This window comes from Micromonospora sp. NBC_01739, from assembly GCF_035920385.1.
Lineage (GTDB): Bacteria > Actinomycetota > Actinomycetes > Mycobacteriales > Micromonosporaceae > Micromonospora.
This window is the reverse complement of record NZ_CP109151.1, coordinates 5465490-5483435: the sequence shown is the minus strand read 5'-3', so window position 1 is coordinate 5483435 and position 17946 is coordinate 5465490. Positions and strand designations below refer to the sequence as shown.

At 70.7% G+C, this 17946-nt stretch carries 20 protein-coding genes and 2 pseudogenes; 11 read left to right on the top strand and 11 right to left on the bottom strand.

The window, feature by feature from the left end; genetic code table 11:
• The first annotated feature begins 336 nt into the window (after positions 1–336).
• Both OIE53_RS24840 and OIE53_RS24835 read left to right on the top strand, forming a co-directional pair.
• Positions 337–1503, top strand: coding sequence for a glycosyltransferase (locus OIE53_RS24840; RefSeq protein WP_327023890.1), 1167 nt, complete (start codon positions 337–339; stop codon positions 1501–1503).
• A 13-nt stretch (positions 1504–1516) separates the two neighbouring features.
• Positions 1517–1657 carry a hypothetical protein gene (locus OIE53_RS24835; protein WP_327023889.1) on the top strand — a complete coding sequence of 47 codons (141 nt, stop codon included), beginning with the start codon at positions 1517–1519 and terminating at the stop codon, positions 1655–1657.
• A 95-nt stretch (positions 1658–1752) separates the two neighbouring features.
• Here the strand turns inward: OIE53_RS24835 and OIE53_RS24830 are convergent, their stop codons facing one another.
• Positions 1753–1992 carry a winged helix-turn-helix domain-containing protein gene (locus OIE53_RS24830; protein WP_327027400.1) on the bottom strand — a complete coding sequence of 80 codons (240 nt, stop codon included), beginning with the start codon at positions 1990–1992 and terminating at the stop codon, positions 1753–1755.
• Between the two features lie 315 nt (positions 1993–2307).
• Between OIE53_RS24830 and OIE53_RS24825 the strand changes: the two genes are divergently transcribed.
• Positions 2308–2592, top strand: coding sequence for a hypothetical protein (locus OIE53_RS24825; protein WP_327023888.1), 285 nt, complete (start codon positions 2308–2310; stop codon positions 2590–2592).
• Between the two features lie 140 nt (positions 2593–2732).
• On the opposite strand, the gene OIE53_RS24820 is transcribed toward OIE53_RS24825, so the two are convergent.
• The 5 genes from OIE53_RS24820 to OIE53_RS24800 all read right to left on the bottom strand — a co-directional run bounded on the left by OIE53_RS24820 (position 2733) and on the right by OIE53_RS24800 (position 6200).
• On the bottom strand, positions 2733–3056 hold the full coding sequence (locus OIE53_RS24820; protein WP_327023887.1) for a DUF1416 domain-containing protein: 324 nt from the start codon (positions 3054–3056) through the stop codon (positions 2733–2735).
• 1 nt (position 3057) lies between these two features.
• Complete coding sequence (locus OIE53_RS24815; protein WP_327023886.1) at positions 3058–3906, bottom strand: sulfurtransferase; 849 nt, start codon at positions 3904–3906, stop codon at positions 3058–3060.
• Between the two features lie 215 nt (positions 3907–4121).
• The gene (locus OIE53_RS24810; RefSeq protein WP_311202345.1) at positions 4122–4199 is read right to left on the bottom strand and encodes an Ms5788A family Cys-rich leader peptide; all 78 of its coding nucleotides are present in this window, start codon (positions 4197–4199) and stop codon (positions 4122–4124) included.
• A gap of 72 nt (positions 4200–4271) precedes the next feature.
• Positions 4272–5057: an LmeA family phospholipid-binding protein gene (locus OIE53_RS24805; RefSeq protein WP_327023885.1), complete on the bottom strand. Its 786-nt coding sequence runs from the start codon at positions 5055–5057 to the stop codon at positions 4272–4274.
• 108 nt (positions 5058–5165) lie between these two features.
• Positions 5166–6200: a hypothetical protein gene (locus OIE53_RS24800; RefSeq protein WP_327023884.1), complete on the bottom strand. Its 1035-nt coding sequence runs from the start codon at positions 6198–6200 to the stop codon at positions 5166–5168.
• A gap of 253 nt (positions 6201–6453) precedes the next feature.
• On the opposite strand from OIE53_RS24800, the gene OIE53_RS24795 reads away from it, so the two are divergent.
• From OIE53_RS24795 to mshD, 3 genes are all read left to right on the top strand, one after another.
• Positions 6454–7194 (top strand): winged helix-turn-helix transcriptional regulator, encoded by a 741-nt coding sequence (locus OIE53_RS24795; RefSeq protein WP_327023883.1) that lies wholly within the window; start codon positions 6454–6456, stop codon positions 7192–7194.
• Between the two features lie 105 nt (positions 7195–7299).
• Entirely contained in the window at positions 7300–8142 is an 843-nt protein-coding gene (locus OIE53_RS24790) for a polysaccharide deacetylase family protein (protein ID WP_327027399.1), read from the top strand.
• 44 nt (positions 8143–8186) lie between these two features.
• On the top strand, positions 8187–9119 hold the full coding sequence (gene mshD / locus OIE53_RS24785; protein WP_327023882.1) for a mycothiol synthase: 933 nt from the start codon (positions 8187–8189) through the stop codon (positions 9117–9119).
• A 7-nt stretch (positions 9120–9126) separates the two neighbouring features.
• Here mshD and OIE53_RS24780 read toward each other — a convergent pair whose 3' ends face one another.
• Positions 9127–9957 (bottom strand): NUDIX hydrolase, encoded by an 831-nt coding sequence (locus OIE53_RS24780; protein WP_327023881.1) that lies wholly within the window; start codon positions 9955–9957, stop codon positions 9127–9129.
• Positions 9958–10037: 80 nt separating this feature from the next.
• On the opposite strand from OIE53_RS24780, the gene OIE53_RS24775 reads away from it, so the two are divergent.
• On the top strand, positions 10038–11006 hold the full coding sequence (locus tag OIE53_RS24775; RefSeq protein ID WP_327023880.1) for a Gfo/Idh/MocA family protein: 969 nt from the start codon (positions 10038–10040) through the stop codon (positions 11004–11006).
• Between the two features lie 63 nt (positions 11007–11069).
• Here OIE53_RS24775 and OIE53_RS24770 read toward each other — a convergent pair whose 3' ends face one another.
• From OIE53_RS24770 to OIE53_RS24760, 3 genes are all read right to left on the bottom strand, one after another.
• Positions 11070–12080, bottom strand: a complete 1011-nt coding sequence (locus OIE53_RS24770) for an inorganic phosphate transporter (protein ID WP_327023879.1) — start codon at positions 12078–12080, stop codon at positions 11070–11072.
• Between the two features lie 4 nt (positions 12081–12084).
• Entirely contained in the window at positions 12085–12711 is a 627-nt protein-coding gene (locus OIE53_RS24765) for a DUF47 domain-containing protein (RefSeq protein WP_327023877.1), read from the bottom strand.
• 350 nt (positions 12712–13061) lie between these two features.
• Complete coding sequence (locus OIE53_RS24760; RefSeq protein WP_327023876.1) at positions 13062–13568, bottom strand: DUF402 domain-containing protein; 507 nt, start codon at positions 13566–13568, stop codon at positions 13062–13064.
• A 137-nt stretch (positions 13569–13705) separates the two neighbouring features.
• Between OIE53_RS24760 and OIE53_RS28540 the strand changes: the two are divergent.
• Both OIE53_RS28540 and OIE53_RS28535 read left to right on the top strand, forming a co-directional pair.
• Positions 13706–15059, top strand: a pseudogene (locus OIE53_RS28540) (ATP-dependent DNA helicase); the annotation flags it as partial.
• Positions 15060–15169: 110 nt separating this feature from the next.
• Positions 15170–15850, top strand: a pseudogene (locus OIE53_RS28535) (ATP-dependent DNA helicase); the annotation flags it as partial.
• Positions 15851–15854: 4 nt separating this feature from the next.
• Here the strand turns inward: OIE53_RS28535 and OIE53_RS24750 are convergent.
• Positions 15855–17246: an AI-2E family transporter gene (locus OIE53_RS24750; RefSeq protein WP_393340257.1), complete on the bottom strand. Its 1392-nt coding sequence runs from the start codon at positions 17244–17246 to the stop codon at positions 15855–15857.
• A gap of 72 nt (positions 17247–17318) precedes the next feature.
• Here OIE53_RS24750 and OIE53_RS24745 point away from each other — a divergent pair, with 72 nt between their 5' ends.
• Together OIE53_RS24745 and OIE53_RS24740 are read left to right on the top strand one after the other, a co-directional pair.
• Positions 17319–17657: a GroES family chaperonin gene (locus OIE53_RS24745; protein WP_327023874.1), complete on the top strand. Its 339-nt coding sequence runs from the start codon at positions 17319–17321 to the stop codon at positions 17655–17657.
• Between the two features lie 102 nt (positions 17658–17759).
• Positions 17760–17927: a hypothetical protein gene (locus tag OIE53_RS24740; RefSeq protein ID WP_013736159.1), complete on the top strand. Its 168-nt coding sequence runs from the start codon at positions 17760–17762 to the stop codon at positions 17925–17927.
• Positions 17928–17946: the final 19 nt, after the last annotated feature.

Below are 17946 nucleotides of genomic sequence, written 5' to 3'. Positions count from 1 at the left end.
GTAACGGTCAAGGCCGCCCGATGGGCCTTTGGGGGACAGGCCCCTTCCGTACCCAGAAGTGATCCATCGACAGGCCGATCACCTGGTCGGGAAAGTGGCCGGGCGCATCGACCGGCAGCCCACCCATCCAGCTTCGCCCCGATCATTTGCGGACGTGCGGCACCGGCAGGGCATTCCCGGGTGGCCCGATCGGGCGAGAATGATCACCCTCCTTGGCGATCCACCAGGCATCACTTAGCGTTATCAGCAGGCCTCCAACGCGAACCCCCCTCACATCCCCTGCTGCCTGCGAATCGACCCCCAATGCCCGAAGTAATCCTGACCGCGACGATTGCTGTGAGTAGTCTCGTGCTGCTCCTCATAGTCGGTTCCTTCGGGTACGGCTTTCTCCGCCCGGCAGTGGGCTACGAGCCCCGGCACGCGGCCCGCCCGCCCCGCTTCGGGCCGGTACGCCCGGATGAGGTGGCCATCCTGATCGCCTGCCGCAACGGCGCCGCCACGATCGCGGCGACCGTACGCGCCGCCCGGGCCACCGGCAGCGACGTGTACCTGGTCTCGGACGACTCCTCGGACGACACCGCCGAACTCGCCGCTCAGGCCGGCGCCTGGGTGCTGCCGTTGCTGCAGAACGTCGGCAAGCCGGCCGCCCTGCACACCGCGTATGAGACCTTCGAACTCGGCCGCCGCTATCGCGCGGTGGCCATCCTCGACGACGACGTGGTGATCGCGCCGAACTTCGTCACCGAGGCCTTGGACAAGCTGACCGACGAGGTCAGCATCGTGGTGGGACACAACGCCACCTGGTGGCCGCCGGAGCGACGGTGGAACCCGTGGCTGGCCAAGCGGGCCTACAGCTACTGGATGTACCAGGCGGTGATCCGCCGGATCCAGAGCCACTTCAACGTCATGAACTGCATCTCCGGCTCGAACTCCGTCTACCGGACCGAGCTGCTGGACGAGGTGCTGCCCACCCAGCCCCCGTACATCGTCGACGACACCTACTGGGTGCTGGAGACCCACCGGCGCAACCTGGGCCGGGTCGTCTACGCGCCCCGCGCCCTGGCCCACCTCCAGGACCCCACCAACCTGCGCGACTGGTACCGGCAGAACCTGCGGTGGATGTGGGGCACCTTCCAGGGGGTCATCGGCCACGGCGTCGGCAGGTACGCCACCCGCTTCGACTACGCGTACGTCCTGCTGATGGTGCACTGGCTGCTGTACGTCGCCGGTGGTCCGCTGACCCTGTGGCTGATCGCCACCGCCGGGCCGGGCCTGCTGCCCGGCCTGCTGTTCCTGCTGATCGGCCAGGGCATCTGGGTGGGCATCGCCGCCTGGCGACTACGCCACTGGCAACTTCCACTCTTCCTGCCCGTGATCATCGTCGCTGACCTGTTGTACCGGGTGATCCTGGTGCACGCCCTGGTGAAGGCGATCCGTCAACCCACGGTCGATCGATGCGTCTGGGACTCCCCGGCGCGCATCGCCGTCGGGGCCAAGGGATGAGGGAGGTGAGAACATGTCCGCGAACCAGGACCTCCCGCTGACCGGCGCGTCTACCGCCGCCGTCGGCCTGGTCGGCAGCATCCTGCTGGGGCTGGGTGCCCTGCTGGTGACCGTCGCCAACTGGGGCGCCAAGGCCCGGCGCAAGGTCAGCTGATCGAGCGAGCGCCAGCCTGAGGTGCAAGAACCACAGACGGTACGGCCGTCGGGACGCCCCCGGCGGCCGTACCCGTTCCCAGCTCCGTCTTCAGCTCACGGCCGACGCAGCCAGGTCCCCGGATCAGTCACGAACACACCCTTGCCCTGCCGCCGTTCGATGACTTCAAGCGCCTCAAGCCGGATGTAGACCTGCTGGATCGTGGATGCGCCAACTCGATGTATCTCGCAGAGCTGCGCAATCGACGGAAGCTTCTCGCCCGGCTTCAATTTGCCGCTCTCGACATCCGACATGATCGCGTTGGCGATCCTCAGGTAATCCGGTGTGGCAGGCATGGCGCTCCTCGCGTGGCTCTTGGATTCGATCACGTCTTCACGCAGTTCGACAAGCCGACGCCCAGGTGCCTTGACTTATGCGTGTTATGCGCATAAGTTGGCTGTCGAGCGCTCCTCGCGTGGCAACGAGCAGAGCTCAGTCCCCCAGTCGGGGTGGACCGCCCTTCCGGTCCACCCCGACACCCCCTCGTTCTCGATGGGCTGTGGAGCTGTGGCAGTCCAGCTGTCGCTACCCCTGGAGAAAGCACAGCTGAGCTGCCACAGCTCCCCCGACACCGACCCAGCCAGCCAGCCAGCCGGAGAGAGGTGATTTACATGCGGGAGGTCGGCGGTGACGAGCGGGCTCGCTTCGTCGTACACCTGACCATCCGGGCGGCCGACCTGCCGGCCGCTCACCTGCTGGCTCGCGCCCTCACCCGCTCCCTGGGGTTCCTGCCCGAGGTGGTGACCGGCGAGACGACGATCTCGGTGGAGGGCGCGCCGGACGTACAGCATCAGGTGTTCTGTGACCGGTCGATGGGTCGGGACCGGCGCTGTCTGCTGCGGCCCGGCCACGGCGGCGGTTGTTCCCGCCACCTGCTCCGCCCGCTGCCCCGCTGACCGGCGCCGCTCTGGGTGCGTTTCTTGTCGTCGGGGCAGCAACAAGTGCACCCGGCGATCCTCGCCGGGGCCGGGAATGGCGCGTGGCCCGGTCCCCCACGGATCAGGGGAGCCGGGCCACGCGGCCGGTGGTTCGTGGGTCAGTCGGTGACCGTTACGGTCACCTCGTTGACGCCCCGGTTGGCGGTGACGGCGATGTCGCCGTTGCCGTGGCGGGACAGCGCCCGCAGGGTCCAGTTGCCGGGGGCGGCGAAGAACCGGAACTGACCGGCCTGCGAGGTCACCACCTCGGCGGTGAACTCACCGGTCGAGTCGAGCAGACGGACGTACGCACCCGGCACCACCTCGTCCTGCGCGGAGCGGACGACACCGGTGATGACGGTTTCCTTCTCCAGGTCGATGCTGGCGGGCAGGGGTGCCGCCTGATCCGGGGCGGCGCAACCGGCCGCGGTGGGTGCGGTCATCTCAGGCCTCCCCCGGCTCATCGCCGAGCGCGATCGGCACACCGATCAGCGAGCCGTACTCGGTCCACGAGCCGTCGTAGTTCTTCACGTTGGGGTGGCCGAGCAGCTCCTGAAGGACGAACCAGCTGTGCGAGGAGCGCTCGCCGATCCGGCAGTACGCGATGGTCTCCTTGCCGTCGTCCAGCCCCGCCTCGCCGTAGAGCTTGCGCAGCTCGTCATCGGACTTGAAGGTGCCGTCCTCGTTGGCCGCCTTGGACCACGGCACACTGATCGCGGTCGGGATGTGGCCACCCCGCTGCGCCTGCTCCTGGGGCAGGTGGGCGGGGGCCAGCAGGCGACCGGCGTACTCGTCGGGGCTGCGCACGTCGACCAGGTTCTTGGTGCCGATCGCGGCGACGACCTCGTCGCGGAAGGCCCGGATGCTGTTGTCCGGCTCGCTGGCGACGTACTGGGTGGCCGGGCGGGTCACGGTGTCCTTGACCAGGGGCCGGGCGTCCAGCTCCCACTTCTTGCGACCGCCGTCGAGCAGCTTGACGTCACCGTGGCCGTAGAGCTTGAAGTACCAGTACGCGTACGCGGCGAACCAGTTGTTGTTACCGCCGTAGAGGATGACGGTGTCGTCGTTGCTGATCCCCTTCTCGGAGAGCAGCGCCTCGAACTGGGCCTTGTTGACGAAGTCCCGACGGATCGGGTCCTGCAGGTCGGTCTTCCAGTCGAGCTTGATGGCGCCGGCCAGGTGGCCGGTGTCGTAGGCCGAGGTGTCCTCGTCGACCTCGACGAAGACGACGCCCGGGGCGTCGAGGTTCTTCTCGGCCCATTCGGCCGAGACGAGTGCGGTGTCGCGACTCATCAGATCACTCCCTGGTGAGGATGGTGTGGTGAGCCAGCGCGCGGAGGTCTGGGATGTTGAAGTTTGTCGCACCACGCGCGGGACCCAGAGCTAGGAACGGATCACGGGTTTGTGCGACGGCGCCGCTGCCGGGCGTCCGGTGAGGTGCACCGGGATAGAGGTACGCAAACCCCGAGTGCCGATTGGCCGCTATGCGGCCGGAAGCAGCCCCGCCGTCAGATGACGGGGCGACACAGGCAGGTGGCCACGCGGCACAGGTCGACCGCGCGCCGTTTGGTGAGGAGCGTCCCCATGAGCACGGAGCCTACCAGCGATCCCAGTTTTCTCCAGGGGCCCGACCAGCATCCGGGATGCTGAGCCCGAGGTCAGCCCACGGAATTGATCGGCACGTCTCGCGCGTCCGCGGTCACCGTCAGGCCCTGGGGCTGCGGGACCACCTCCCGGACGGTGAGCTGGAAGGGCAACTCCGGCAGGGGTACCTCGATCGAGATGCTGCGGGCGAAGTTGTTCAGCAGGGTACGGGCCAACGGGGCGGTGGGCAGCCCTTCGGCGTCCAGGTCGGCGAATCGCAGGGCGATCTTGCCCTCCTCGCTGACCACGATGTCGGCGACCCCGGTGACGGTGAGCTGTTGGCCGAGGACCTCCAGGGGGGCGGTGACGGCGAGCTGCCCGTTGCGTTCGCCGAGCACCAGTCCTTCCCGGTTCAGCAGGGCGGCCAGGCTCTGGTAGCTGATGGTGGCCGTGCCGTTGACCGTCTCGGCCACCACGTCGCCCTGACCGGTACGCAGGGTCTGCAGCGAGGCCCGGACGTTGTGGGCGTCCACGTCGAGGCTGGGCAGGGAGACCGCGTCGCCCTGCACCGCGCCCTGCACGTCGCGCATCCGGATGGTGATGCGCTCGTACCGCCCGTCCAGGACCTGGGTGAGGAAGGGGAAACCACCCACCTCCACCTCCGGCGGCGAAGACTGGGCGTTCTGCCGGGCGACCTGTTCGCGGACCTCGTCGGCGATGGTGCGCTCGGCCACCCCGGCCGCCACCCGGTCGGCGATGAAGATCAGCCCGGCCAGGACCAGCAGCAGGACGACGAACCCGATCAGTAGCTTGCGGCCGCGTCGCCGCGGTCGCCGTCCGGACGTCTGCTCGTGGTCCACGCCGCCTCCTTGGCTTCCCGTACGCCGTCTCGTCTTTCCGTACGCCGTTGCCCGCGCACGGTGGTACCCGAAGCCCGTTTCACTCAATCACGCCCTCGGCGCGACCGGTCACAGCAGCAGCCGACACATCAGGTAGGCCGCCGGTGCCGCCATAGCCAGGGCGGCCAGGGGCCCCTGCACGTGCTGGGCCGCCCAGGCGGTGGGGGGTTCCCCCGCCATCAGCCGACCGGCCTCGGCGTAGCTGACCGCCAGGTCGGCCAGTACGGCGACGACCGCCGCGACCAGCCCGAGGATCGCGGCCCGGGTGGGGGTGAAGGGGGTGACCAGGTAGCTGCCGAGCACCGCGCCGAACAGGGTGCCCACCATCGCACCACCGACCACCCCGGCGGCTCCCCGGGGCACCTGGGGTGCCAGCCGGGGCCAGGCGGCGAAGGCGTCCGTCGCGCGGGCAATCGCCACCGCTACCGCGCCCGCGGTCAGGCAGACGACGATGGCCTGGGTGCCGGCGGGAATCCGGCTGAGCACGATCAGGGTGGCGAAGGCCACCGCCCCGAACATGATGGTGGCCGTGGTCCGCAGGGAGTCCATGACCCGCACCCGGTCCACCCGGCGCACCAACTGCCCCAGCACGGCTACCAGCACCGCGCCGATGGCGATGAGGAACAGTGGCCCGATCCGGGGGGTGGCACTGCGTACCGCGATCACGTCGGCGGTCAGGGCGGTCAGGGCGCCGACCCCGAGCACCACCGCCACCGCCGGTGGCCGGGTGACCATCGTCCAGCCCAGCACGAACAGCAGTTGCACCGTGAGCACCACGATGGTGAAGGGCAGCCGGTGGTCGGGCCCGGCGGTGTACGCGCCGAGGACCAGGCCCAGCCCGAGCAGGAGGGCGAACCCGGCGATGGCGAGGGAGAGTTGCCGGCTAACCTCGACCGGCGGCTCGGTCTCCTCCTCGTCCTCATCGTCGAGGGCCTCGTCTGAGCGGCGTGCCGAGCCGCCACGGCGCAGGCGTCGGGGGCCGCCGGAGCGACGACGGTCGTCGTTGGCCACGGCCGGGCCGGCCGACGGTGCCGCACCACCGCCTGGGGGCAGGTCGTCCGCCCAGGGCTCGCGGCCGGTCTCGGGTGAGCTGGAGGGAACCACCCACCGATCGTGCCAGACCGGGCCGTCAACGCGGGTGTCCCGGTTTCCGCCAGGTTAAAACCTGGGCCGCAACCGGGGGCAGATAGGGCGAACAGGAAATCACGCCCCAGCTCCGCGCAGCCGATCAGTTACGCTCTTGCCGAAACCCGCCCGTCAGCGACGCCGGGACCCACGGATGTTCCCAGCGCCATATCCGTCAAGGAGTGCCGCTGGTCGCGCGCGGCCGCACGGGGCCGCCGGGACGGAGGTGATCGTGGAGATCCTGCTGCTGGTTACCGCACGCGCAGGCGAACCATCCGCAGTACTGCCGGCACTGGACCTGCTGCCGCACTCGGTGCGCACCGCACCTCGCGACGTCCGTACCCTCGTTGCCGGCCCGAGCCCGGACGCTGTCCTGGTCGACGCCCGGTCCGAGTTGAGCGAGGCGCGGGCCACCTGTCGGATGCTGCACGCGACCGGGCTCGGCGTACCGCTGGTGGCGGTGGTGACCGAGGCCGGGTTGATCGCGTTGAACGCCGACTGGGGGGTCGACGACGTCATCCTCGCCTCCGCCGGTCCCGCCGAGGTCGAGGCCCGGCTGCGGCTGGCGGTCGGCCGACTCAGCAACGCGACCGCCGGGGTGGGCGGTTCCATCCGGGCCGGCGAGCTGATGATCGACCCGGACACCTACGCCGCGAAGCTCAAGGGTCGCCCGCTGGACCTGACCTACAAGGAGTTCGAGCTGCTCAAGTTCCTCGCCCAGCACCCGGGCCGGGTCTTCACCCGGGACCAGTTGCTGCGCGAGGTCTGGGGGTACGACTACTTCGGCGGCACCCGGACGGTCGACGTGCACGTCCGGCGGCTGCGGGCCAAGCTCGGCTCGGAGTACGAGTCGATGATCGGCACGGTGCGCCAGGTGGGCTACAAGTTCGTCGTGCCGTCCTCGCGTGGCTCGCTGTCCGAGGCCACCGACCCGACCTCGCTCGTCGCCCGCCCGGTCACCGTAGAGGGCTAATTCCCTGTACGCCCCTTTTGGGCAACTCGGTAGTCATATCGTGACTGCCGAGTTGGCCAGTGGGAGGGGGCAGCGGTGCGCGGTTACCAGGGCAGCACGGCCCGGATGCTCGGGATCATCACGGTCGTCGTGGCGGCGGTGCTCGGTTCGGCGTACCTGCTGGGTCGGAGCCTGGTCCCCGATCCACCGCGCCGCGGCTCGGGGGTCACCGTCACCGGCGCGGACCATCCCCAGCACGCCGACCAGTCCGCGACCGCCGAGCCCGACCCCGGCCGCGACCAACTGTCGGAGAGCCCTACGGCCGGGGTTCCCGAGGGGTCGGGACAGGACCCGGACTTCGGTCCGATGGGTACCCGGCTGAGCACCGGCACCAACGAGATCGCGCTGACCTTCGACGACGGCCCGCACCCGGACTACACCCCGCAGGTGCTGGCCATCCTGCGCGAGTACCAGATCACGGCCACCTTCTGCGTGGTCGGACAGAACGCCCAGAGCTACCCGTGGCTGGTCCAGCAGATCGTCGCCGAGGGCCACACCCTGTGCAACCACAGTTGGAACCATGACGTGAGCCTGGGCGCCCGGTCACCGGAGTGGATCCGGGACGACCTGCTGCGTACCAATGCCGCGATCCACGCCGCCGTGCCGGAGGAACCGGTCACCTGGTACCGGCAACCCGGTGGGGCCTGGACCTACCCGGTCATCTCCGCCAGCCGGGAACTGGGGATGACCCCCCTGCACTGGACCCTGGACCCCTCGGACTGGCGGGCCCCCGGCGCGGCCACCATCGCCGGGGTGGTGCTGGCGGAGGCCCGACCCGGATCGATCGTGCTGTTGCACGACGCGGGCGGCGACCGGCAGGGCACCGTCGACGCGCTCTACCGGATCCTGCCCGAGTTGACCGCCCGGTTCGACCTCCAGGCCCTGCCGAAGCACGGCCACGGCACCTGAGGGACCTCCCGGGTCTCCCGCCCTCGGCGGATACCGTTTCGATGATGAGTGAGCAGACACAGACCGGCCAACCCGGAACCCAGGTGAGTCGGCTGGACCGGCTCGATGCCACGCAGATCGCCGAGGTCCTGGCCCTGGCCGGGGCCGCCGGCGACACCGACGGCGCCGACCCGCTGGACGAGCAGATTCTGCTCCGGCTCCGCGACGAGCGGGCCCCGGCGATCCACCTGACCGCCCGCGACGCCGACGGGACCTTGACCGGGTACGTCCACCTGGACACCACCGACCCCGGCTCCGGGATCGGGGTGGGGCTGGTCGTGCATCCGGCGTACCGGCGGCAGGGCACCGGGCGGGCCCTGGCCCGGCAGGCGCTGGCCACCGAGGCCCGGCCACTGCGGGTCTGGGCGCACGGCGACCACCCCTCGGCCGCCGCCCTCGCGGTCGACCTCGACTTCCGTCGGGCCCGGGTGCTCTGGCAACTGCGTAGGCCACTGACCGCAGCCCAGCCCGAACCCCGCCTGCCCGAGGGGGTCACCCTGCGCGCCTTCCGCCCTGGCGCGGACGACGAGGCCTGGCTGGCGCTCAACGCCCTGGCCTTCGCCGACCACCCCGAGCAGGGCCGGTGGAGCGCCGAGGACCTGCGGGTACGCCTGGCCGAGCCGTGGTTCGACCCGGCCGGATTCCTGCTGGCGGTGGAGTCGGCGACCGGCCGGCTACGCGGCTTCCACTGGACGAAGGTGCACGAGCGCCCCGGCTCGGCCCGCCTCGGTGAGGTGTACGTGCTGGGGGTGGATCCCTCGGCGCACGGCGGCGGGCTGGGCCGGGCCCTGACCACGGCCGGACTGAACCACCTGCGGGAGCGCGGCCTGGACCGGGTGATGCTCTACGTCGACGAGTCGAACACCGCGGCCATGGCCCTCTACGAGCGGACCGGGTTCGCCCGCTGGTCCGCCCACGTCAACTACCAGCTCGACTGAGCTGGTTTCAGGTCAGGTAGAACCGGGGTCGGTCCGGGTCGGACAGGTCCAACCGGGGCATGATCGCGGTGGCCGCGTCCCGGGCTGAGGCGGCGCGCGCCACCGCCGCCAGGTCCGGGCAGGCGGCCACCTCACTCAGGGTGACCAGGGTGGGCGGCAGCATGGTCAGCTCACCGGCCCTGGCGCGTTCGCAGGCCTCGCCGGGCCGCATCCAGAGGGTGCGGTCGGCCTCCCGGGAGATGTCCCGGGTCCGTTGTCCCTCCGGCAGCAGAGCCACGAAGAAGTACGTGTCGAACCGGCGCGGCTCGAACTCCGGGGTCACCCAGCGGCTCCACGGCAACAGCAGGTCCGACCGGAGGGTCAGCCCACGGCGGGCCAGCAGTTCGGCGAAGCCGGTACGGCGCTGCTCCAGATCGTCGCGGGCGGCTTCCCAGCCCTCGTCGCTGACATCACCGACCACCCGGCTCGGGTCCGGCCCGGCGAGCAGCACCCCGGCCTCCTCGAAGACCTCCCGGGCCGCCGCGCAGACGACCGCCTGGGCGGCGGCCGGGGTCAGGGCCAGGGTTTCCCCCCAACTCGCCGGCTCCGGGCCCGCCCAGTCCACATGAACGGTGGAGTCCGAGGGGTCCACCCCGCCGCCGGGGAAGGCGTACATGCCGCCGAAGGCCATCGCGGCCACCCGACGGATCAGGTACCCCTCGAAGCCCTCCCAGGCCGGGCGCAGCAACAGCACGGTGGCCGCCACCCGGGGTATCGCCGGCCGGTCGCCACTGGTCGAGAAACGGCGAGCATGTTCCACCACTGCGGGCGGGGCCGGGTAGCCACGGTCTTTCGTCATCGCCAGCAGCCTAGCCGGGCCCGGTCTCGACGGATGGATCAGCCGTACGACCCAGTGGTGATCTTCGGTAGCGTCGATCCATGACTCGTTGGGGCATCCTGGCCACTGGCCACATCGCCGCCCGTTTCGCCGAGGACCTCCGGCTGGTGCCGGGGGCCGAACTGGCGGCGGTCGGCTCACGTACCGCCGAGAGCGCGCAGCGCTTCGCCGACCGGCACGGCGCGGCGCGGGCGTACGCCTCCTGGGAGGAGTTGGCCGCCGACACCGACCTGGACGTGATCTACGTGGCCACCCCGCATGTGGCGCACTACGACGCGGCCCGCACCTGCCTGGCCGCCGGGCGTGCGGTGTTGCTGGAGAAGCCGTTCACCCTGGACCTGCCCACCAGCACCGAGCTGGTCGAGACCGCTCGGGCGACCGGAGTCTTCCTGATGGAAGCGATGTGGATGCGCTGCAACCCCCTCATCCTGCGGGTCTGTGAGCTGATCGCGGAGGGTGCGATCGGACGGGTGACCAGCGTACGGGCCGACTTCGGCCTGGCCGGGCCCTTCCCGCCGGAGCACCGGATGCGGGCCCGTGCACTGGGCGGTGGCGCCCTGCTGGATCTCGGCATCTATCCGGTGAGCCTGGCCCACCTGCTGCTCGGGGCACCCCAGCAGGTGCGCTCCTGGGCGAAGCTGGGCCCGGAGGGCACCGACGAGAACACCGCCATGATCCTCGGGTACGACTCGGGTGCCGTGGCCACCCTGAGCTGCGGCATCGTCGGTCCCACCGGGGCCGCCGCCTCGATCACCGGCACCGCCGGACGGATCGACCTGCCCGACCCCTTCTTCCGGCCGGCGGCCGTCCAGCTGCACCGGGAGGGTGCCGAGCCGGAGACCCTGGCCGCCGACCTGGTCGGCTCCGGCTACCAGTACGAGGCCATCGAGGTGCAGCGCTGCCTGGCCGAGGGGTTGACCGAGAGCCCGCTGGTGCCGCACTCCGCCACCCTGGAGATCATGGGGCTGCTGGACGAGGTACGGGCCCAGATCGGGGTCTCGTACCTCTGAGTGGGTGTTAAGAAGGGCCCCCTGTACTACGCGAGGCGTTAACAGGGGGCCCTTCCTTACCGCTCAGCTGAACAGGGGGCGGACCAGGAAGTACATCAGGGCGCCGATCGAGCCGGCGGCCGGGAAGGTCAGGATCCAGGCGCCGACGATGTTGCCGGCCACCCCCCACCGGACGGCGGAGAGCCGCTTGGTGGCGCCGACACCCATGATCGCCGAGGTGATCGTGTGGGTGGTGGAGATGGGGGCGCCGAGGACCAGGGCGTTGAAGTAGAGCACCCCACTGGCCACCGTCTCGGCCGCGAAGCCCTCCGGAGGCCGCAGGTCGATGATCTTCCGACCCAGGGTACGGATGATCCGCCAACCACCGGCGTAGGTACCGGCCGCCAGCACGGCGGCCGAGGTCCAGAAGGCCCACTCCGGAATGTGGGTGGGGTCGCTCTGGTAGCCACCGACGAAGAGGGCGAGCACCACGATGCCGATGGTCTTGGCCGCGTCCTGCATGCCGTGACCGACCGACATGGCCGCCGCCGAGGCGGTCTGGGCCCACCGGAAGCCCCGGTTGAGCTTGCCCGGGTGGCCGTTGCGGAACAGCCACTGCACACCGATCATCACGATGTAGCCGAGGATGAAGCCGACCATCGGCGACAGGATCATCGGGATGATCACGCTCTCGCCGATGCCCTTCCAGAGCACCGTGCCACTGGCCGCGACGGTCGAGCCGACCAGACCACCGATCAGGGCGTGCGAGGAGGAGGAGGGCAGGCCGAAGTACCAGGTGATGAGGTTCCAGACGATCGCGCCGATCACCCCGGCGAAGACGATGCCGAGGCTGGACACCCCGGTCGGCAACTCGACCAGGCCGCTACCGACGGTCTTGGCCACCTCGGCGCCGAAGTGGGCGCCGATGAAGTTGCCGATCGCCGCCATGCCCAGGGCTACCCGGGGGGTCAGGGCCCGGGTGGAGATGCTGGTCGCGATGGCGTTGGCGGCGTCGTGGAAGCCGTTGGTGTAGTCGAACACCAGGGCTACCCCGATCACCGCCAGCACCGCGATGAGCTCCGGAGTAACAGTCACCGGATCAGGACTCCTTGACCGCGATGGTCTCGACGGTGTTGGCCACGTGCTCGAAGGCGTCGCAGGCGGCCTCCAGCTCGTCGGCGACCTCCTTCATCTTCAGCACGGTCAGCGCGTCGTACTCACCGGAGAAGAGGCGGACCAGCAGCATCCGGTACGCCTGGTCACCGTCGTTCTCCAGCCGGTTGATCTCGATCCAGTAGTCCTCGAGATCCTTCATCGACTTCAGCCGGGGCATCGCCTCGGCGGTCAGCTTGGCCTGCTGGTCGAGCACGTTCACCAGCTCGTGCATCTCCCGGGGCAGCGACGGCAGCTTGGTCAGCCCGTAGAGGTAGAGCAGGTTGCCCACCGCCTCCAGGTGGTCCATCACGTCGTCGAGCAGGGAGCCGAGTCGGTAGATGTCCTCCCGGTCGAACGGGGTGACGAAGGTCGAGTTGATCTTCTTGTACAGCTCGTGGGTGATCTTGTCGCTGTCGTGCTCGACCTCGGTCAGCCGCTCACTGACCGACTGCACCTCGACATCAGGCAGGGCAAGCTCGTTGAGCAGCTCGGTACCCCGGACCAGGTTCTGCGCGGCCCTGGTGAAGAGCTCGTAGAAGGCGCCCTCGTTGGGGCGGAAGGAAAACCTCACAGCACGGACCTCGTCGTGTCGGCGGAAGGGGTGTCAGCGCGCTGTCCGGCGCCCTGCTGAGGGAATGCTAGGGAACGCCCGGACCCGCGATTCGGCGGCCCACCCCTGGTCAGGTGTCATTCACCGGCCGTTCAACTTCCGTTCACCTTCATCGTTTCCCGCCGTCCCCACCGGTGGGCCTCCAGGTGCCGCCGGAGGCCGAAAGTGAGCGGTGGATACCCGGGAGGAAGGGTGTCGAACGTCTCACGCCGTCGTGCGCCATCGCTGCATCATCACCCGTGGCCGACTGATCCGCTCGGCGTCGGCGAATTTCCCGCCAGGCAAGCCCCGGCCAGGTGCCTTCGCCGAGGTCAGAGCACCAGGGCAAGCCACTTACGATACGAGGTGGCGAAGGGCTCCGTGCCATCGCCCAGGGCGGTGAGCAGCCAACGGGCCGCCGCCTCGGCCTCGACCACGAGATCGTCCGGGTAGCCGAACCGGGCCCGGTGCTCGGCGAACTCGTCCTCGTCGCGCAACTCCACCAGGCCGGTCTCCCGCCGCCGCACCACGTCGAGGTCCAGGTCGACCAGGTGCACGGTGTCCTCCCCCTCCCAGCGGGCCGGGGTGGCGATGTCGCAGTAGACCTCGCTGGTGCGCGGTGGCGGGTTGAACATCGTCGTCCACCAGGCCTGGTGCGGCACCAGCAGGACGAAGGGGATCTGCTCCACCGAGGGGCGACCGTGATAGACCGAACTCGTGCCGGCCGGCACCCCCAACCAGATGCCGAGATCGTCCTCTGTCAGGCGACGGGCCGGATAGTCCCGGTGAGCGCTGCCGTCGTACTTGCGGTAGATCACTCGGACCACGTCGCTCGGCATGATTCGCACCCTAACCGATTACGCCCACGCGGTGCCGTCGGGAAGTTACCGGACGCAAGGGCGATCTCCTGCTCAAGGCGGCGCAACACCACCCGATCGATACGGCTGGCGTCGGTCCCGGCGGGTACCGTGCCACGGTGACCCCGCCCCGCACCTCCTCCGGCTCCGCCTCGACCCGCAGCAGATCCCGTCGATCCGGTGACCGCCCGGGTGGCGCCGAGTTGTTGGCCGCCGCGGTCGGCGCGGTGCCCGGTGGCAGCGCCCGGCCGGGCCAGCAGCAGATGGCCGCAGCGATCGAGGAGTGTGTGGCCTCCGGTGAGCACCTGCTGGTGCAGGCCGGCACCGGCACCGGCAAGTCGCTGGCGTACCTCGCTCCCGCCCTAACGGTCGACGGCCCGGTGGTGATCTCCACCGCCACCCTGGCCCTGCAGTCCCAACTGGTCGAGCACGACCTGCCCCGGCTGGCCGACGCGGTCGAGCCCCTGCTGAAGCGCCGCCCGACCTACGCCGTGCTCAAGGGCCGACACCACTACCTCTGCCTGGCCCGGCTGGAGAACTCGACCGAGGACGAGCCGGCGGACACCCTCTTCGACGCACCGGCCGAGCGGCCGGGCGGGGGCACCCGGTGGCTGGGTGAGGCGGGGCGACTCGGCAAGCAGATCCAACGCCTGCGGGACTGGGCCCTGGAGACCGACACCGGCGACCGGGACGAACTGGATCCGGGCGTCGACGACCAGGCCTGGCGGCTGGTCTCCATGCCGGCCCGGGAGTGTGTGGGGGCCGGCCGCTGCCCGTACGGTGCGGAATGCTTCGCGGAGGCTTCCCGGGCCCGGGCCCGGGAGGCCGACGTCGTGGTGACCAACCACAGCCTGCTAGCGGTCGACATGCTCGCCGGGCGGCACATCGTCCCCCCGCACCGGCTGCTGGTCGTCGACGAGGCCCACGAGTTGGCCGACCGGGTCTCCTCGGCCGCCCAGGCGGAGCTGACCCCGGAACTGATCGACCGGTCCGCCCGCCGGGCCCGACCCTTGCTGCGTCCGGAGACGGCCGAGGCGCTGACCGAGGCCGGTGACGCCTTGGCGGTCGGGCTGGCCGAGGCTCCGGTGGGCCGGCTCACCGGCGGCCTGCCGAGCCCGTTGCAGCAGGCGTGCACCCTGCTGGACTCCGCTACCCGGGCCGCCCTGGACGCCATCGGCGAGATCAAGGCGGACGACCCGGACCCGGTACGCAAGCAGCAGGCCAAGGCCGTCCTGGACGAGTTGTCCACCACCGCCCAGCGGCTGCTGGAGGAGGCCGACCACGACGTCGCCTGGGTGGAACGCAACGACAACACCGGCCGGCGGGCCCTGGTGGTAGCCCCCCTCTCGGTCGCCGGCACCCTGGCCACCCACCTCTACGACGAACGGACCGTGGTGGCCACCTCGGCCACCCTGGCGTTGGGGGGTCGCTTCGACACCGTGGCCCGGGCGTTGGGCCTTGAGGCGCCGACCCCCAGCCCGCCCTCACCGGCCGCGGAGGCGCTGGCCGCCGCCACCGTCCGGCCGGGCGGCACCGCACCGACCTCGGGCGGCAGCGGTGCCCAGGCCCCGCGCCAGTACGCCGACTCGGGGCCGGGTTGGCGTTCCCTGGATGTCGGTTCCCCGTTCGACTACCCCCGGCAGGGGATCCTCTACGTGGCCGCGCACCTGCCTCGCCCCAGCGTCTCCGGGCTACCGGACGCCGCCGGGGAGGAGTTGCTGGAACTGGTCACCGCCCTGGGTGGTCGTACCCTCGGGTTGTTCTCCTCCCGGCGGGCCGCCACCCAGGCCGCGGAGCTGGTGCGGGCCCGCACCGACCTGCCGGTGCTGTTGCAGGGCGAGGAGGCCCTGCCGCTGCTGGTCCGCCGGTTCCGTCAGGAGCAGGCGAGCTGCCTGTTCGGGGTGATGTCCCTGTGGCAGGGGGTGGACGTGCCCGGTGACTCCTGCCAACTGGTGGTGATCGACCGGCTGCCCTTCCCCCGGCCCGACGAGCCGCTGGCCGCCGCTCGGGCGGCGGCCGTGGACGCTCAGGGCGGGTCGGGTTTCGCCGCGGTCAGCGTGCCGATCGCCGCGGTCCGGCTGGCCCAGGGGGTCGGGCGGCTGATCCGGGCCTCCGGCGACCGGGGGGTGGTGGCCGTGCTGGACTCGCGGTTGGAGACCGCTCGCGGTTACGGCCCCTTCCTGCGCCGGTCGCTGCCCCCCTTCTGGTACACCACCCGCCGCGAGGTGGTCCGTGGCGCCCTGGCCCGGCTGGCCGACAGCTGACGGGTCAGGGGGCGCGGGCGGCGACGACGACCGCGTCCGGCGGGGTGTCCGGCACGGTACGGGCGGCGAGGCGACGTACCGCGGTGTTGAGCACCGCGATCAGCGGGACCGCGACCAGGGCGCCGGTGATCCCGGCGAGCACCACACCGGCGGCCAACCCGATGATCACCGCCAGGGGGTGGATGGCCACCGCCCGACCCATGATCAACGGCTGGAGGATGTGCCCCTCGACCTGCTGCACCCCGATCACCACACCCAGGATGATCAACGCGGTGACCGGCCCGCTGTCGACGAGGGCCACCAGCACGGCCACCCCGCCGGAGAGGGTCGCACCGATGATCGGGATGAAGGCACCCAGAAAGACCAGGGCGGCCAGCGGGAAGGCGAACGGGATGTCGAAGATGACCAGGAAGATGCCGATGCCCACGGCGTCGATGAAGGCGACCAGCACGGTGGCCCGCACGTAGGCGACCAGGGTGGCCCAGGCGGCCCGCCCGGCGTCGTCGACCTTCCAGCGGGCGGCCACCGGCAGCAGCCGGACCACGAACCGCCAGATCATGTTGCCGTCACGCAGAAAGAAGAAGGCCGCGAACAGCACCAGCACCGTACCGGTCAGCACCTCGGCCAGGGTGCTGGCGGTGGAGAGGGCACCGCTGGTGAACTGCTCGGTGTTGTTGTTGACCCACTGCTGGGCCTCTTCCAGATAGCGGTCGAGGTCGTTGTCCGACAGGTGCAGCGGCCCGGTCTTCAACCAGTCCTGGATCTGTTGCAGGCCCTGGCTCGACTTGGCGGCCAGCTCCGGCACGCCCTTGATGAACTCGTTCACCACCAGGGTCAACGTGCCGATCACCGCGCCGAGCCCGGCGACCAGCACCACGGCGGTGGCCAGCGACTTCGGCAGCCGGGCCCGCAGCAGCCAGCCCACCGCCGGGGCCAGCAAGGCCGACAGCAGCATCGCCACCGCCAGCGGAATGATCACGATGCTGATGGTGCTGACCAGCTTCACCAGCGCCCAGAACACCACCCCGACGACGATCAGCCGCCACGACCAGGCGGCGGCGATGCGCAGGGCGTGCGGCACGTCCGCGTCGTCGCGGCTGGAGGTGGAGTGGTGCAGGGCCGGGCCGGGTTCCGCCCCGACCACGGTGGCCGCCGGCGGCGCCACCGGGCCCGGTTCCTCCGGGGAGGCCGCCCGGGCCGGTTTGGGCACGTAGGGCGGGGTGTTGCGCGCGGCACGGACCGAGTCCCGGCCCGACTCGTAGGCGCGGCGCAGCCGCCCGCGTAACCGCTCGAATCGGCTCAAGCGCACCTCCCGGCATGATTCGGCCCGCAACGGCGCCAGGGCGGACAGGATACGCCCGAAGACGCGACGGTAGGCCAGGTTTCCACCCCACATTGCCCCGCCGACGGTCCGGTGAATCGCAGACCACCGGCGGCTTGCCGGAAAGGACACGGTAGCGTCTGCGGCGTGACAGCCGACCAGAACATCGACTCCGGCCTGCCCATCCGGCTGCTGCATGACCGCGTCCTGGTGCGGGTGGAGGGAAGCGAGGGTGAGCGGCGCTCGACCGCCGGCATCGTGATCCCGGCCACCGCGGCCGTCGGCAAGCGCCTGGCCTGGGCCACCGCGGTGGGAGTCGGGCCGAACGTACGCTCCATCGTCTCCGGCGACCGGGTGCTCTTCGACCCCGACGACCGTTCCGAGGTCGAGTTGCACGGGCGCGGTTACGTGCTGCTGCGCGAGCGTGACGTGCACGCGGTGGCCGCCGAACGGATCGAGGAGAACACCACCGGGCTCTACCTCTGAGCCCTGGCCCGGCCCCGCCCGGCGTCCCAGTGAGACCCCCAGTGCCGTTTGCCGCGCTCCCCGGCGGGAAGCCAGCCGCACCACCGGCCCTGGGGAGGGACGATGCCGGTATTTGTCAAGAAGGTGCTGGCCTGGGGAAGCCTGGCGTTCCTGATCTACTTCATGGCCTTCCGGCCGGAGGGTGCGGCGCAGATGTTCAAGGCGATCGGCGGTGCCCTGGTGATGATGGCCCAGGGATTCGGCGACTTCCTGACCAGCCTGATGACCTGACCGCCCCGCAGCCCCTGAC

What these genes read in the sequence shown, in the direction of transcription:
- OIE53_RS24835 (WP_327023889.1), top strand. Translation starts at nt 1,517, where the DNA reads ATGTCCGCGAACCAGGACCTCCCGCTGACCGGCGCGTCTACCGCCGCC.
- OIE53_RS24830 (WP_327027400.1), bottom strand. Translation starts at nt 1,992, where the DNA reads ATGCCTGCCACACCGGATTACCTGAGGATCGCCAACGCGATCATGTCG.
- OIE53_RS24825 (WP_327023888.1), top strand. Translation starts at nt 2,308, where the DNA reads ATGCGGGAGGTCGGCGGTGACGAGCGGGCTCGCTTCGTCGTACACCTG.
- OIE53_RS24820 (WP_327023887.1), bottom strand. Translation starts at nt 3,056, where the DNA reads ATGACCGCACCCACCGCGGCCGGTTGCGCCGCCCCGGATCAGGCGGCA.
- OIE53_RS24815 (WP_327023886.1), bottom strand. Translation starts at nt 3,906, where the DNA reads ATGAGTCGCGACACCGCACTCGTCTCGGCCGAATGGGCCGAGAAGAAC.
- OIE53_RS24810 (WP_311202345.1), bottom strand. Translation starts at nt 4,199, where the DNA reads ATGGGGACGCTCCTCACCAAACGGCGCGCGGTCGACCTGTGCCGCGTG.
- OIE53_RS24790 (WP_327027399.1), top strand. Translation starts at nt 7,300, where the DNA reads ATGCTCGGGATCATCACGGTCGTCGTGGCGGCGGTGCTCGGTTCGGCG.
- mshD (WP_327023882.1), top strand. Translation starts at nt 8,187, where the DNA reads ATGAGTGAGCAGACACAGACCGGCCAACCCGGAACCCAGGTGAGTCGG.
- OIE53_RS24780 (WP_327023881.1), bottom strand. Translation starts at nt 9,957, where the DNA reads ATGACGAAAGACCGTGGCTACCCGGCCCCGCCCGCAGTGGTGGAACAT.
- OIE53_RS24775 (WP_327023880.1), top strand. Translation starts at nt 10,038, where the DNA reads ATGACTCGTTGGGGCATCCTGGCCACTGGCCACATCGCCGCCCGTTTC.
- OIE53_RS24760 (WP_327023876.1), bottom strand. Translation starts at nt 13,568, where the DNA reads ATGCCGAGCGACGTGGTCCGAGTGATCTACCGCAAGTACGACGGCAGC.
- OIE53_RS24750 (WP_393340257.1), bottom strand. Translation starts at nt 17,246, where the DNA reads ATGTGGGGTGGAAACCTGGCCTACCGTCGCGTCTTCGGGCGTATCCTG.
- OIE53_RS24740 (WP_013736159.1), top strand. Translation starts at nt 17,760, where the DNA reads ATGCCGGTATTTGTCAAGAAGGTGCTGGCCTGGGGAAGCCTGGCGTTC.